We start from the raw sequence: 13488 nt of genomic DNA, 5'->3' as shown, positions 1-13488 counted from the left end.
CGCGATCGGGTCATTCAGGATTAATTTTGCTTATCGTATGCTTCAATAATTTTCGCAACAAGCGGATGTCTGACCACGTCTGTCTGGTCCAGTTCAATCACAGAAATGCCGTTGATTTCTTTCAGCATCTCTCTCGCTACTGCAAGTCCCGATTTGACGCCTTTCGGCAGATCAATTTGGCTAACGTCACCTGTAATGATCATTTTAGAGCCAAAACCCAGTCTCGTCAAAAACATTTTCATTTGGGCAGGCGTAGTGTTCTGTGCTTCATCAAGTATAACATAGGCATCATCAAGCGTCCGGCCTCTCATATAAGCGAGCGGAGCGATTTCAATGACTCCTCTTTCCAGCAGCCGTTCTGTATGATCTGTTCCAAGGACATCATGAAGAGCGTCATACAGCGGGCGCAAATAAGGATCTACTTTCTCTTTGAGGTCACCTGGTAAAAAACCGAGGCTTTCACCGGCTTCTACCGCAGGTCTTGTTAAAATGATTTTTTTAATATGTCCGTTTTTCAATGCGTGGACTGCTTTTACGACAGCAAGGTACGTTTTTCCGGTTCCCGCCGGGCCGATGCCAAATACAAGATCATTTCGTTTCATGGCGGCTACGTATTCCCGCTGTCCCATGGTTTTCACACGGATCGGTTTGCCTTTTGCGTTTTTTGTAATTTCTTCTTCGTACATGCTTTCAAAATATTCAAGTTCATTCTTTTTTGCCATCTTGATGGCGGAAATCACATCACGTTCAGAGATCTCTATCCCCTTGCGAATTAATGCGAGAAGTGATCCCAGAAGCCTGTCGGCAATCTGAAACGATTCTTCATCGCCTGAAATATAAATCGTTTCGCCCCGCGTAATGATATTTACATCCAGATCTTTCTCCATCAGTGTCAAAAAAGAATCTTGATTCCCGAACAGTGAAAGCGCCTCGTCCGGGCTTTTCAGTTTTTGATTCATCGCAAGTAAATGTTCTGTCATTCTTCAGTCTCCCTGACAATAGGTGTGGTTTGAACGATATCTTCTATAACTTGGTAGAGAATAATCAACTTTACTTTACCATTCTCGACTGTCTGGTGCAAAACTTTTTCACTTTTCACCTCGCCGTCCTCGCCTATTTTACTCTCTACATCCCGTTTACCCATTTTGATTCCTTCTTGAACTGCTTCTTCTTTCGTATATTTTCGCAAAGCCTCTTCACTTTCTCTCGTTTGCTCTTTGATATAAGAAACAGGGAGCTCCAAACCGAGAAAATGAAGCGAATGCTTCTCTTGTTCTGTTTTTGGATGTTTTAATTCTTCTTTTTTAAGCGTTATCCCCCAGATTGGGAAAGCCCATGAGCCAAAAGAAAGCTTGTGCTTTGTCCTTACTTTGCCCGTATAGACGTTAAATAATGTTTCAAGGGGCACCGTTACTTCAGATCTGTACCAGGTCTCGCCGTAAATTTCAGCTTTAGAGGCGACTTCCTGCTGCTCATCTTCGCTTCCGATTAAGCCGGAGACAAGCATTTGCCCCTTTTCCACATGATCATGGATTGCGGCCATGGGCTGTCCTTTCTGAACAAACATTCTTGTAATGGTTGCTTTCTTTTTGGCGACAATGTGGCGCGGACTGACATACTTTTCTTTTTCAGGCTCATTTTTCTCTACAACTTTCATGTGGATGGTCGTGCCTTTCAAATCGACTCCGACCCACGTGATATTGTCTATTCCGTTGGTTAACGATTTTTGTATTTTTTCGGGAGACTGCATTAAAAATTGCAATCGCCCTTTTTTGACGCCGATTTCCTTCAAATGCTGCATCATTTGGTGCTCCGTTTCAGGCTTGGCACCAGTCACTTCAATTTTCCACACCATATTGGAGAGCAAAAACAAAAGGATAAAAAAAAGCGCAAAACCAATGGTAAAACCTAAATTCAGTTTGGATTTCAGCAATAAGAACGGGAACCCTTTTCGATTGATAAAACGGGCTTTACAGTCAAACTCTCTTCTGACACGCCGAAAGGCATGTACATCCTGAAGCTGTATATATAACAAGACGGCTTCTTTCTTTTTTTTCAGATGAAAGATCGGAATCCCTCTTCTTGTGCATTCATTAAGGAGCCGTTCAATGCCTCGTCCCGTCACTTCAAGCTGGACCTTACCACCAAAAAAAGACAGCCATTTATTTTTCACAACATTTCCCCCTCGGCTTTATGACTCAACATATCGAACGACATCAATCGTACCCTCCAAAAGTATTTCTTCCGGAAGAATCGCTTTGATAACAAAGTTTTTTCCTGATATGATGCACTGGCCCTGCTTCAGCATCAGCCTCACTTCATTCTCACTGAACAGCAGAAGGCCTCTGTGGTTTTCTATGTAGATATGAAGTCTGCCGACCATTGTGATCCGCGGCAGATCCATCATAACGTCCGGGGGAATTTCCAATGCTCTTGTCAGCCAAGCTTTTAAACGATTCTTTCTTTGCCCCATACAAAAAGAACCCCCTTTCATCTCATATGTATGATTTGAAAGAAGGTTCTAACACTTAATTTTTGCGGGCTGCACGCATTGTGTGATGAGGTTTTTTTGCCCTTGGCGGACCGAATACCTCGCCTAAGACTATGCCTTGCACCACAGTGTCTTTATTGACCTGAAGCAGTTTTTGCTTGGTATACACAGCTTTATGTTTGGCGGCAGTAAGATCCCGCTCAAGCCCTTTCAGGTTTCTTTCCGTTTCCTTCCGTCTGTCTTCAGCTTCTTGTCTCATCTGTTCCAAGCGGTTTGGAATAGGAGCTTGCGTTTCTTCAGCTGATTGTTTATTTTGAACAGAAGCAGGTTTCATTGTCTGCGGCTTTTTTCTTTTTTGATTTTGATTGTTTTTTTCTTCTTTTTTCACTTTGCCGAAAATCGTTGAAATAATTCCGATAATCGCTGCAATAACAAGCGGATTCGTCAGTATATCTTCCATCACTATTCTCCCTTCTGTATAGAGAGATTATGATTTGCGGTCTTCATCCGATTGGTCTTTCGTTAATTTACCGAATGAATCACGCATATCTGTGTCTGCATCAATGTTTTTAATATTCATGTAGTCCATGACGCCGATATTTCCTTCGCGTAAGGCTTCGGCCATCGCAAGCGGCACTTCCGCTTCGGCTTCAACCACTTTAGCTCGCATTTCTTCTACACGCGCGCGCATTTCCTGTTCTTGAGCAACAGCCATTGCACGGCGTTCTTCGGCTTTGGCCTGTGCAATATTTTTGTCGGCCTCTGCCTGATCCGTCTGCAAGATCGCCCCGATGTTTTTACCAATGTCAACATCAGCAATATCGATCGAAAGAATTTCAAAGGCGGTTCCTGAATCCAGGCCTTTACCGAGAACCGTTTGAGAAATCATATCAGGGTTCTCCAGCACTTTTTTGTGATTTTCGGATGAACCGATTGTAGAGACGATCCCTTCGCCTACACGGGCTACAATCGTTTCCTCACCCGCACCCCCGACGAGGCGGTCGATATTGGCTCTTACTGTAATTCTCGCTTTCGCCTTCACTTCAATTCCGTCCATGGCAACGCCTGCAATAAACGGTGTTTCAATGACCTTCGGATTAACGCTCATTTGCACGGCTTCCAATACATCACGGCCGGCAAGGTCGATGGCTGCACAGCGTTCAAATGTAAGCTCAATATTAGCACGCTGAGCTGCGATAAGTGCGTTAACGACTCTATCTACATTCCCCCCGGCAAGATAGTGGCTTTCAAGCTGGTTTGTTCCAACGTCGAGTCCCGCTTTATGCGCTTTAATCAGCGGATTAACCACCCGGTTCGGTATGACGCGGCGTAGCCTCATCCCTATTAGAGTGAAAATGCTGATTTTAACTCCGGCTGCTAAAGCTGAAACCCAGAGCATAACAGGTACAAATGTAAAAAATACAGCTAAGACAATGATCCCTACTACGACAATAGCCAGTATCATTAATGTTGATGGGTCCATGCTACTTCTCCTCGTTTCTGTTTAAATTTCTCTCACGACAATGCGCGAGCCTTCCACTTTGATTACTTTTACTTTTTTATCTTTCTCTGTAAATAATCCTTCAGATACCACATCAAGACGTTCGTCATCGATAATGACGGTTCCCGCGGGGCGCAGCGGCGTAAAGGTCACGCCCTCCTTGCCGATTAAGTCCGTGCGCGTTTGGTTTGATACATAACCGCTCTCTGTATTTGTAGAATCATTTAATATAAACTTCTTAAAGAATTTCATACGCTTTCCCAACACCCTTGTCAGTAAAATGAAAGCTGTAATGGAAACAGCTGAGGCGATCAAGAGAGAAACCGCCATGACTGTGAAGCTTCCCGCGGCTAAAAATAAGCTCGCAACAATTGCTCCCAAGCCAAGTAAACCAATAATTCCTCCGGGGAGGAGTATCTCCATCAGGATCAGAATCACCCCTGCTATAAAGAGGAGAACCGTTTCATATCCGGCAAGACCCGTTGCAAGATGTCCGTAAAAAAACAGGATCAAAGCGATAAATCCTGCTGTTCCAGGCAGACCGACACCAGGAGAAAAAAGCTCAACAGTAAGACCTAAAAAGGCAATTGTCAATAAAATAGGAACAACAATCGGACTGGTCAGCCACCTTGCTGCCTTTTCTGCAAAGCTTTCCTCAGCATAGCTGATATGTGCATCTTCGTATCCAAGCTTCTTCACAAGCGCGGAAAGATTTTTAACAGTTCCTTCTGAATAGCCTACGTCAACAGCTTTTTCCGCAGTCAGCGTAAGCAGATCTCCCTTCGGCGCGCCCGCTTCTCTTGCATCTACATCAGGGTCTGCCATGGCACGCGCATATTTTGGATCACGGTTGTTTTTTGCTGCAGCATCTTCCAGCTCCGCAAGCCAGAATGATTCAGCTTTTTTGTCAGCAGCATTGCCTTTACCGTCTATGATCGCCGCGGCTCCCATTTTCCCTCCGGGTGCCATATAAATGGCGTCAGCCTGTAACGCGATATATGCACCAGCAGACAATGCCCGTTTGTTTACATAAGCAGTTATCGGGATATCTGTTTCGTTGATCGTGTCCGCTATTTCAATAGCTGATTTCACCAGTCCTCCCGGTGTGTTGATATCAAGAATAATATGGTTTGCATGCTGAGCCTCTGCATCTTGTAGCGAACGCGACAAAAACGAGGCAAGACCCTTTTCGACATTTTTTTCAACGGGAATGACGTAGACGGTTTGTTTTTCTGCTTTTGTGTGCAGCTGAACTCCTAATAATGATAGTAGAAATATGCTCAAAAGAGCCGCTCGGAATCCTTTTGTTTGAAGCAAGGGCGATGTATCCCTCCTTCCTCGTATATTAAGTGCCTTCTCTTCATACGTAACAAATGTATCAAAGGTTTCATTTTTTTATGTATAAAAAAAGACATCTCTCTTAGAAAGATGTCCTTTTCTTCGCCATTTAAGACAGTTGACTGCTCACAAGCTTATTAATTAAACTTCCGTCAGCTTTACCTTTTACTTTAGGCATAATTGCCCCCATCACTTTGCCCATGTCCGCTTTTGAGCTCGCACCGACCTCCGCGATGGTTTCATTTACGATTGTACGCAGCTCTTCTTCTGATAGCTGCTGTGGTAAATAAACTTCTAAAATGTCCAGCTCTTTTTGAACTTTATCTACTAAATCTAAACGATTAGCGTTTGAAAATTCCTGGAGGGAGTCTTTACGTTGCTTAAGTTCACGAGAAAGGACAGTGAGTTCCTCATCCTCGGTCAAACTGTCTTTCTTAAGCTTAATTGCTTCGTTTTGAAGTGAAGCTTTAACCATTCGAACGACAGTCAGTTTGTCTTTCTCACGGCTTTTCATATATAGCTTCATATCTTGGTTAAGTCGCTCAAGAAGACTCATAAATCCACCCTCTTTTAGAATTTGCGTTTTCTAGCAGCTTCAGACTTTTTCTTGCGCTTTACGCTAGGTTTTTCATAAAATTCGCGCTTTCTTGCTTCTTGCAAAGTACCTGTCTTTGATACACTGCGTTTGAAGCGACGAAGAGCATCTTCAAGCGATTCGTTTTTTCTAACGACCGTTTTTGACATTCTCTTTCCCTCCCTCCGAATACACCAATCGACTACCTTTAAGTTACACATATAAACATGTACTTTGACATTATAATATAAGCCTTCAGTCAGGTCAACTAAGTGAGTTCACTTTTCTGTCATGAGCGGGACTGCCTGTCTATATAATGATAGAAAGGGGTTGGTGAATAAAATGTTGCTTCTGATTAGTTTTACCGCTCTTATATTATTCTTTCTCGCAGGAATGAACATGCTTCGGAAAGGTTTAATTTCGCTGACGTATTCAAAAATTGAAGAGCAGCTGCTGATTTTTACGGATCATCCATTAAAAGCATTCCTCATCAGTATTGTTTTTACAGGATTTCTCCAAAGCAGCTCCGCCTTTATGGTAATTGTCATCGGATTTGTAAGTGCGGGGGCCCTTTCTTTCAAACGGACAATACCGATGATCCTTGGAACAAATGTCGGATCTACCTTTACAACCGAATTTCTTGCAATCAAAATGGATGTGTTGATTTGGATTCTATTGATTGGCGGTTTGCTGTTTTTTCTGACGGGCAGGTATCCGTTCAAACAGCTGGGAACAAGCTTCCTCGGACTCGGAATTATCTTTTTTTGCATCAGCGGCTTCAGCCGTCTTGCAGAACCGCTTACTCAGCTGAAAACAGGTGCAGGGATTCTTCATCATGTAAACGACTCAAACTGGTCTGCTTTGCTTATCGGCATGGTGTTAACTGCAATCATTCACTCAAGTTCTGTCTGCGTCGGCATTTTAATGAGCTTTATGAATGAAGGCGTTATTGGACTGACACAGGCAATGAGCGTTGTGCTTGGGTCAAACATCGGGACATGCATTACCGCTGTCATGGCTGCTGTATCCGGTGGATATGCGGCAAAACAGACAGCGTGCGCCCATGTTTTGTTTAACATAATCGGCGTAGCAATTGTATTCCCGTTTTTGGCGGCAGCGACCGGCTTTGTTGAACAGCTCTCGGCAGACCCTGCCCAAAGAATCGCCCATTTCAGCCTGCTATTTAATGTCGTATCAGCTCTTTTGTTTTTACCGCTTACCAACTTGTTCTACAGCTTTATTAAACTGCTTATTCCAGCTAAAAACTGAACATAAAAAACCGGCACATTCAGATGCACCGGTTTTTCAGATTAAGAAGACATACGCATTTGTTCTGTTATGTCATCCTCAACAATACGGACAAACTGTCCTTCATTGTATGGATAGCCTGCTTTTAGTATTTTTACTTTCACGATTTTGCCGATCATGTCTTCCGTACCTTTGAAAACAACTTTCATGTAGTTGTCTGTGTAGCCGACATACATGTTTTCTTCATCTGATTCTTTAAATGCTTCCTCAGGAATAATTTCAAGGACTTCATTTTCATAATCAGAGGCATATTCCTTCGCAAGCTGGTCAGAAAGTGCAATCAGGCGGTGTACACGTTCGTTTTTGACGTTTTCTTCCACTTGGTCTTCCATCCGCGCAGCTGGGGTTCCCGTACGTTTGCTGTAAGGAAAAACATGCAGTTCAGAGAATCTGTTTTCTTTAATAAAGTTATAGGTTTCCATAAATTCTTCTTCTGTTTCGCCAGGGAAGCCTACAATGACATCGGAGGTTACGGCTAAGCCCGGAAGTGCTTTTTTCAGCTTATTTAAACGGTCAGCGAAAAATTCCATAGTGTATTTGCGTCTCATCCGTTTAAGCACTGTGTTTGATCCGGATTGAATCGGAATGTGCAAATGGCGCACAATCTTATCTGAACGGTCTAAAACTTCAATCACTTCGTCTGTGATCTGGCTTGCCTCGATGGACGAAATTCTGATCCGTTTCACACCTTGAACACGGGCGTCAAGTTCTCTCAAAAGCTTGGCAAAGTTGTAATCTTTCATATCTTCACCGTAGCCGCCTGTATGAATACCAGTAAGTACGATTTCTTTATAACCCGCATCAACAAGCTGCTGTGCTTGTTTAATAACTTCCTCCGGGTCACGTGAACGGAGAAGTCCGCGCGCCCACGGAATGATACAGAACGTGCAGAAGTTATTGCAGCCTTCCTGTATTTTTAATGACGCCCTTGTCCGGTCTGTGAAAGCAGGTACATCAAGCTCTTCATATACTCTAGCTTTCATAATGTTGCTGACGCCATTGATCGGCTGACGCTCTTCACGATATTGATCGATGTAGCCAAGCATTTTTTCACGATCCTGAGTTCCGACTACAATGTCAACACCCGGGATTGCCATAATCTCAGCTGGCGAGGTTTGCGCATAACAGCCTGTGACGCAGATGACGCCGTCAGGATTTTGACGAATGGCGCGTCTGATCACTTGGCGGCTTTTTTTATCTCCCGTATTTGTTACCGTACATGTATTAATGACATATACGTCAGCTGTTTGTTCAAAGTCTCTTCTTTCATAGCCCGCATCTTTGAAAAGCTGCCAGATTGCTTCTGTTTCATAATGATTGACTTTGCAGCCAAGCGTATGGAACGCAACAGTTGCCATTATTGATCACCTCTTAATAACTCTGTATGATAAGAAATTGCGCTCAGCGCGTATAGCGGAGCGGTTTCTGTCCTTAAAATTCTCGGTCCGAGGCCGCACGGAACAGCGTTTTTCGCCGTGAGCCGCTCAACCTCCGCTTCTGTTAAACCGCCTTCGGGACCGAATACGATCAAAAGGGATGATCCTTTCGGAAGGCTGCTTACAACTGCGCTGAACGAGCTTGTTTCTCCTTGCTTCGATGACTCTTCGTATGCAACGACACATTTATCGAAATTCTGCACCTTTTCAAGAAGCTGCTGAAAGGAATGGATATCCAGCACTTGCGGCACTTCGTTTCGGTACGATTGCTCCGCCGCTTCCTTCGCAATTTTTGTCCATCTTTCCCGCTTTTTCTTAGCTTTCTTGTCATCCAGCTTGACAACAGAGCGTGCGGCTTGCAGAGGAATAAAGGCATGAGCTCCCAGCTCAGTCCCCTTTTGGATAATCCATTCAAGTTTATCCCCTTTCGGGAGGCCGCTTGCAATATAAACCTTTATCGGAAGCTCTCTGTTTTCATTCGTCCATTCTATCATAAGACAGGACACTTTTTCTTTGGAAACAGATTGAAGTTCACATTTTGCTTCGAAGCCGTCCTGAGAGCAGCAGATAATCTCGTCTCCCTCGTTCATTCTCATGACATTTACAATATGATGAACATCTTCTCCGGTAATTGAAATAGCCGGCGCTTCCTCCATTTGCTGCTTCGTGAGCTCGATAAAATATCGTTGCATACGCTGTGACACCTACTAACTGTTATTTTTTCGCAATAATGCTGACCCAATCTTCCATTGAGAGAATTTCCACAATCGTAAAGCCAGCCTGTTCCAATGCTTCTTTTACCTCTTGTTTTTTATGGCTGATAATTCCTGAAGTAATAAAATGCCCGCCGTCTTTCAGCAGATGGTATGCCTGTGAAGTAAAACGAAGGATGACTTCAGCCAAAATGTTAGCAACGATCACATCATGTTCTCCTGAAATCCCGTCTAGCAAATTATTTTGTTTGACTTGAGCTATATCGCTAACCTTGTTTAACTTCAAATTGAGACGTGCGCTGTCTACAGCAACGGGATCAAGATCATAGGCATGAACCGATTCAGCCTCAAGCATTGCAGCCGCAATACTTAAAATTCCGGAACCTGTACCTACATCAATCACCTTATCACCCTTTTGCACAAAGCGTTCAAGCGCCTGAATACAAAGTACGGTTGTCGGGTGTGTGCCTGTTCCGAATGCCATTCCCGGGTCCATTTCAATAATTAGCTCATCCGTATGTACCGGCGTATATTCCTCCCACGTCGGCACAATCGTAAACTTTTCAGAAATTTTCACGGGGTGGTAATACTTTTTCCAGGCAGTCGCCCATTCCTCTTCGTTCACTTCGGAAATGGTGATATGGTTTCTGCCCAAATCAATATCATAAAGAAGCAGATTATTAATTGTTTCTTTTATGCCCTCTACCGTTTCTCCAAGAAAGCTGTTGACCGGCAGATACGCTTTGACAATGACACCCTCGTTCGGATAATCATTGGGGTCGAGCTGGTAGATTTCCCCGTACACATTCTCACGTTCTTTAATTAAATCAAGCGGGTCCTCTATCACAACCCCACTGGCACCAGCTTCATGCAAAATATTTGAGATAGGTTCGACCGCTTCATGTGTTGTGTGAATGCTTAATTCGGACCATTTCAAAACTACCAACTCCTCATCCAATAATTAATCGCCTTTAAACGCGCGTTTTACCTTATCAAAGAAACTCATTTCCTGTTCATCAGGCAGGTTTCCGCTGACTTCGGCAAATTCGCGGATAATATCTTTTTGTTTATCTGTCAAGTTTGTCGGAGTGACAACGCGGACGACGATATGCTGGTCACCCTGTCCATAGCCTCTGACATTTTGAACGCCTTTGCCTCTTAATCTGAATTTTGTTCCTGTTTGTGTACCGGCAGGGATTTTCAATTTCACTTTCCCGTGAAGCGTCGGAACTTCCACTTCATCTCCAAGCGCGGCTTGAGCAAACGTTAACGGCATTTCACAGTAAATATCATCTCCGTCGCGCTCAAAGAATTCGTGGGCGCGCACGTGGAATACGACAAATAAATCCCCGGCAGGGCCGCCGTTTACGCCTGGTTCACCCTGTCCTGAGAGTCGCAGCTGCTGCCCGTCATCTACACCGGCAGGAATTGTGACGTTGATTTTTTTGCGTTTTTTGATTTTTCCTTTGCCGCCGCAATCCGCACATTTGTTTTTAATGATTTTACCTGTACCTTCGCAGTGGTGGCAGACTCGTCTGTTGACAACTTTACCAAACGGCGTGTTTTGCTCCACATTTAGCTGACCGGAGCCTCCGCAGTGTGAGCACGTTTCCGGATTTGTACCAGGTTTCGCCCCTGAGCCTTTACATGTATCGCATGTTTCCTCACGCGGAATCTCGATGGTCGTTTCTTTTCCGAAAACGGCATCCTCAAATGACAAAGTCATCGTATATTGCAGATCCGCCCCTTGGCGCGGTGCATTCGGATCTCTTCGTCTAGTGCCGCCGCCGAAAATACTTGAAAAAATATCATCGAAACCAAAACCGCCGAAGTCGCCGCCGCCAAAACCGCCGCCGCCGAAGCCTTGGTTAGGATCAGTATGGCCAAATTGGTCGTAATGAGACCGTTTTTGGTCATCAGACAGCGTTTCGTATGCTTCTTTGACTTCTTTAAACTTTTCATCTGATCCGGCTTCTTTGTTAATGTCAGGATGATATTTTTTTGACAGCTTTCGATAAGCCTTTTTTATTTCATCCTTTGAAGCGCTCTTACTTACACCCAGCACTTCATAGTAATCACGCTTACTCATCTACTTCACTCTCCCGAATTTCTCACATAAATTAGATTGTATCATTTTGAATTATGATTTTTCAATTCCTTTTATCCCGGGCAAGAAAAAAAGTCAAAGCCAAGAGATGCCTGACTTTGACTTTCTAACCATTGAATCAGATTATGAAATATGTTCTTTTCGGCCAGCCCAAAAGCGGGCTGACTCAGAAAGAAACTTATTTTTTGTTTTGGTCGTCGTTTACTTCTTCGTATTCAGCGTCGACAACGTTGTCATCAGCTTTGCCTTCAGCGTTTGCTCCGTCTTGAGCTTGCTGTGCTTTAGCAGCTTCTTCGTAAAGCTTCATAGAAAGCTCTTGAACGATTGCTTGAAGCTCATCTTTTTTCGCTTTGATCTCTTCAAATTCGTTTTTCTCAATCGCTGCTTTTAAAGCGTCTTTGGCATCGTTGGCTTTTTTCACTTGTTCTTCGTCCACTTTGCCTTCAAGATCTTTTAATGTTTTCTCAGTTTGGAAAACAAGCTGATCTGCTTCGTTGCGGACTTCGATTTCTTCTTTTTTCTTCGCATCAGCGTCAGCATTTTCTTCCGCTTCTTTTACCATGCGTTCGATCTCATCATCAGAAAGACCTGAAGAAGATTTGATTGTGATGTTTTGTTCTTTTCCTGTGCCTAAGTCTTTTGCTCTTACATTTACGATACCGTTTTTGTCAATATCGAAAGAAACTTCGATTTGAGGCACGCCGCGCGGTGCTGGCGGAATATCAGTAAGCTGGAAGCGGCCGAGTGTTTTGTTGTCGGCAGACATTGGGCGCTCACCTTGAAGAACATGGATATCAACAGCTGTTTGGTTATCGGCAGCAGTTGAGAACACTTGTGATTTGCTTGTCGGAATTGTTGTGTTGCGGTCGATCAGTTTTGTGAACACGCCGCCCATTGTTTCAATACCGAGAGAAAGCGGTGTAACGTCAAGAAGAACAACGTCTTTTACGTCACCAGTGATAACGCCGCCCTGAATTGCAGCACCAAGCGCTACAACTTCATCCGGGTTTACGCCTTTATGCGCTTCTTTTCCAGTTTCTTTTTTGATTGCTTCTTGTACGGCAGGAATACGAGTTGATCCGCCGACAAGGATGACTTTGTCGATTTCGCTTGCAGAAAGTCCTGCATCTTGAAGCGCTTGACGGACAGGGCCCATTGTGCGCTCTACTAAATGAGAAGAAAGCTCTTCGAATTTAGCGCGAGTTAATGTAAGTTCAAGGTGAAGCGGTCCTGCTTCTCCAGCTGTGATAAACGGTAAAGAAATTTGCGTAGAAGATACGCCGGAAAGATCTTTTTTCGCTTTCTCAGCTGCGTCTTTCAAACGCTGAAGCGCCATTTTGTCTTTTGACAGATCAATGCCGTTTTCTTTTTTGAATTCAGACACAAGATGATCGATAATGACTTGGTCAAAATCGTCTCCGCCCAGACGGTTGTCACCGGCAGTTGAACGTACTTCGAATACACCGTCGCCAAGTTCAAGGATGGAAACGTCGAATGTACCGCCGCCAAGGTCGTATACCAGGATCGTTTGATCTTCATCTGTTTTATCAAGTCCGTATGCAAGCGCTGCTGCAGTCGGCTCGTTGATGATACGTTCTACTTCAAGACCTGCGATTTTACCAGCGTCTTTTGTCGCTTGACGCTCAGCATCGTTAAAGTATGCAGGAACTGTGATAACTGCTTTTGATACTGTTTCGCCAAGATAGCTTTCAGCGTATGATTTAAGGTGTTGAAGGATGATAGCAGACACTTCTTGAGGAGTGTAATCTTTTCCTTCAATTTCAACTTTGTAATCTGTACCCATATGGCGTTTGACAGACATAATTGTGTTAGGGTTTGTGATAGATTGGCGTTTAGCCACTTCCCCTACTTGGCGTTCGCCGTTTTTGAATGCGACAACTGATGGAGTTGTGCGGTTTCCTTCAGCGTTAGCAATAACTTTAGGCTCGCCGCCTTCAAGTACTGCCACACATGAGTTTGTTGTACCTAAGTCGATTCCGATAACTTTACTCACTTGAAT

14 protein-coding genes are annotated in these 13488 nt (G+C 43.9%); 1 reads left to right on the top strand and 13 read right to left on the bottom strand.

Translation table 11 applies throughout. From position 1 onward, the window contains the following. Positions 1 to 20: 20 nt before the first annotated feature. The 8 genes from MTN95_RS06630 to rpsU form a co-directional block, all read right to left on the bottom strand. On the bottom strand, positions 21 to 980 hold the full coding sequence (locus MTN95_RS06630; RefSeq protein WP_248337423.1) for a PhoH family protein: 960 nt from the start codon (positions 978 to 980) through the stop codon (positions 21 to 23). Beyond that, positions 977 to 2173: a sporulation protein YqfD gene (gene yqfD, locus MTN95_RS06625; RefSeq protein WP_024122092.1), complete on the bottom strand. Its 1197-nt coding sequence runs from the start codon at positions 2171 to 2173 to the stop codon at positions 977 to 979. Before yqfD ends, MTN95_RS06630 begins: the two co-directional genes overlap by 4 nt. Before the next feature lie 18 nt (positions 2174 to 2191). Further along, positions 2192 to 2473 carry a sporulation protein YqfC gene (yqfC, locus tag MTN95_RS06620; RefSeq protein WP_024122093.1) on the bottom strand — a complete coding sequence of 94 codons (282 nt, stop codon included), beginning with the start codon at positions 2471 to 2473 and terminating at the stop codon, positions 2192 to 2194. 55 nt (positions 2474 to 2528) lie between these two features. Beyond that, the gene (locus MTN95_RS06615) at positions 2529 to 2951 is read right to left on the bottom strand and encodes a hypothetical protein (protein WP_248337421.1); all 423 of its coding nucleotides are present in this window, start codon (positions 2949 to 2951) and stop codon (positions 2529 to 2531) included. A gap of 27 nt (positions 2952 to 2978) precedes the next feature. Next, on the bottom strand, positions 2979 to 3974 hold the full coding sequence (gene floA, locus MTN95_RS06610) for a flotillin-like protein FloA (RefSeq protein WP_105953586.1): 996 nt from the start codon (positions 3972 to 3974) through the stop codon (positions 2979 to 2981). Between the two features lie 21 nt (positions 3975 to 3995). Then, positions 3996 to 5309, bottom strand: a complete 1314-nt coding sequence (locus MTN95_RS06605; protein WP_248337419.1) for an NfeD family protein — start codon at positions 5307 to 5309, stop codon at positions 3996 to 3998. A 130-nt stretch (positions 5310 to 5439) separates the two neighbouring features. Further along, complete coding sequence (locus tag MTN95_RS06600; RefSeq protein ID WP_010334989.1) at positions 5440 to 5886, bottom strand: GatB/YqeY domain-containing protein; 447 nt, start codon at positions 5884 to 5886, stop codon at positions 5440 to 5442. A gap of 14 nt (positions 5887 to 5900) precedes the next feature. After that, positions 5901 to 6074: a 30S ribosomal protein S21 gene (gene rpsU, locus MTN95_RS06595; RefSeq protein ID WP_003152957.1), complete on the bottom strand. Its 174-nt coding sequence runs from the start codon at positions 6072 to 6074 to the stop codon at positions 5901 to 5903. Between the two features lie 172 nt (positions 6075 to 6246). Between rpsU and MTN95_RS06590 the strand changes: the two genes are divergently transcribed. After that, complete coding sequence (locus MTN95_RS06590; protein ID WP_105953584.1) at positions 6247 to 7173, top strand: Na/Pi symporter; 927 nt, start codon at positions 6247 to 6249, stop codon at positions 7171 to 7173. 41 nt (positions 7174 to 7214) lie between these two features. On the opposite strand, the gene mtaB is transcribed toward MTN95_RS06590, so the two are convergent. The 5 genes from mtaB to dnaK all read right to left on the bottom strand — a co-directional run bounded on the left by mtaB (position 7215) and on the right by dnaK (position 13482). Next, the gene (mtaB, locus tag MTN95_RS06585) at positions 7215 to 8570 is read right to left on the bottom strand and encodes a tRNA (N(6)-L-threonylcarbamoyladenosine(37)-C(2))-methylthiotransferase MtaB (RefSeq protein WP_105953583.1); all 1356 of its coding nucleotides are present in this window, start codon (positions 8568 to 8570) and stop codon (positions 7215 to 7217) included. Next, positions 8570 to 9340, bottom strand: a complete 771-nt coding sequence (locus MTN95_RS06580; RefSeq protein ID WP_105953582.1) for a 16S rRNA (uracil(1498)-N(3))-methyltransferase — start codon at positions 9338 to 9340, stop codon at positions 8570 to 8572. Before MTN95_RS06580 ends, mtaB begins: the two co-directional genes overlap by 1 nt. A 22-nt stretch (positions 9341 to 9362) precedes the next feature. Beyond that, a complete protein-coding gene (prmA, locus tag MTN95_RS06575) occupies positions 9363 to 10298 on the bottom strand; it encodes a 50S ribosomal protein L11 methyltransferase (protein ID WP_105953581.1) in 936 nt (311 codons plus the stop codon). Positions 10299 to 10322: 24 nt separating this feature from the next. Further along, positions 10323 to 11450 carry a molecular chaperone DnaJ gene (gene dnaJ, locus MTN95_RS06570; RefSeq protein ID WP_024122101.1) on the bottom strand — a complete coding sequence of 376 codons (1128 nt, stop codon included), beginning with the start codon at positions 11448 to 11450 and terminating at the stop codon, positions 10323 to 10325. Between the two features lie 196 nt (positions 11451 to 11646). Continuing rightward, on the bottom strand, positions 11647 to 13482 hold the full coding sequence (dnaK, locus tag MTN95_RS06565; protein WP_024122102.1) for a molecular chaperone DnaK: 1836 nt from the start codon (positions 13480 to 13482) through the stop codon (positions 11647 to 11649). Positions 13483 to 13488: the final 6 nt, after the last annotated feature.

The sequence above is a fragment of the Bacillus sp. 2CMS4F genome (genome assembly GCF_023161785.1).
In the GTDB taxonomy this organism is placed as follows: domain Bacteria; phylum Bacillota; class Bacilli; order Bacillales; family Bacillaceae; genus Bacillus; species Bacillus halotolerans.
This window is presented reverse-complemented; position numbering and strand designations above follow the sequence as displayed.

Bases quoted from the DNA above. Each gene is read 5' to 3' on its own strand.
- MTN95_RS06630 (WP_248337423.1), bottom strand. From the start codon at position 980: ATGACAGAACATTTACTTGCGATGAATCAAAAACTGAAAAGCCCGGAC.
- yqfC (WP_024122093.1), bottom strand. From the start codon at position 2,473: ATGGGGCAAAGAAAGAATCGTTTAAAAGCTTGGCTGACAAGAGCATTG.
- MTN95_RS06615 (WP_248337421.1), bottom strand. From the start codon at position 2,951: ATGGAAGATATACTGACGAATCCGCTTGTTATTGCAGCGATTATCGGA.
- floA (WP_105953586.1), bottom strand. From the start codon at position 3,974: ATGGACCCATCAACATTAATGATACTGGCTATTGTCGTAGTAGGGATC.
- MTN95_RS06600 (WP_010334989.1), bottom strand. From the start codon at position 5,886: ATGAGTCTTCTTGAGCGACTTAACCAAGATATGAAGCTATATATGAAA.
- rpsU (WP_003152957.1), bottom strand. From the start codon at position 6,074: ATGTCAAAAACGGTCGTTAGAAAAAACGAATCGCTTGAAGATGCTCTT.
- MTN95_RS06590 (WP_105953584.1), top strand. From the start codon at position 6,247: ATGTTGCTTCTGATTAGTTTTACCGCTCTTATATTATTCTTTCTCGCA.
- mtaB (WP_105953583.1), bottom strand. From the start codon at position 8,570: ATGGCAACTGTTGCGTTCCATACGCTTGGCTGCAAAGTCAATCATTAT.
- MTN95_RS06580 (WP_105953582.1), bottom strand. From the start codon at position 9,340: ATGCAACGATATTTTATCGAGCTCACGAAGCAGCAAATGGAGGAAGCG.
- dnaJ (WP_024122101.1), bottom strand. From the start codon at position 11,450: ATGAGTAAGCGTGATTACTATGAAGTGCTGGGTGTAAGTAAGAGCGCT.